The organism is Thiocapsa sp., assembly GCF_011390875.1.
Classification (GTDB): Bacteria; Pseudomonadota; Gammaproteobacteria; order Chromatiales; family Chromatiaceae; genus Thiocapsa.
Genome location: NZ_JAABRP010000164.1, coordinates 1 through 353 on the forward strand (window position 1 = coordinate 1; position 353 = coordinate 353).

General features: G+C 62.0%; 1 protein-coding gene. It reads right to left on the reverse strand.

The genetic code is table 11. The annotated features are described in order from the left end of the window. On the reverse strand, positions 1-280 hold a 280-nt coding region (locus tag GPT33_RS13400), incomplete at its 3' end, for a hypothetical protein (RefSeq protein ID WP_296809734.1). Between the last annotated feature and the right edge of the window lie 73 nt (positions 281-353).

Sequence of the window (353 nt, forward strand, 5' to 3'; positions counted from 1 at the left end):
CGAACAGCATCTGCTCATGCGCGGCGACGGCGGCAACCATACCGCCGGCGGTGCGCCCAGCCAGCACCGCATAGTTGATCGACAGGACCAACAGCGCGAAAAAGGCGCAGGTGAAGACCACCACCGCGTTGGTGCATTCGACATCCTCGCGCTCGGCCTCGTGATCGAGCGGGAGCAGGATCGCGAGCAATGCGAAACCCGTCAGCAGGCCGGCAATCGACGAATACCAGCCGGCCGTGCTGGCGATATCGAATTCGAACTGGGCGATCTGGCAAATCATCGAGGATGGCGAGGGCGGCCTGGCTAGGATTGGAAAGGGAGCTGATCAACGCAGCGGCAGATCAGAACGGATA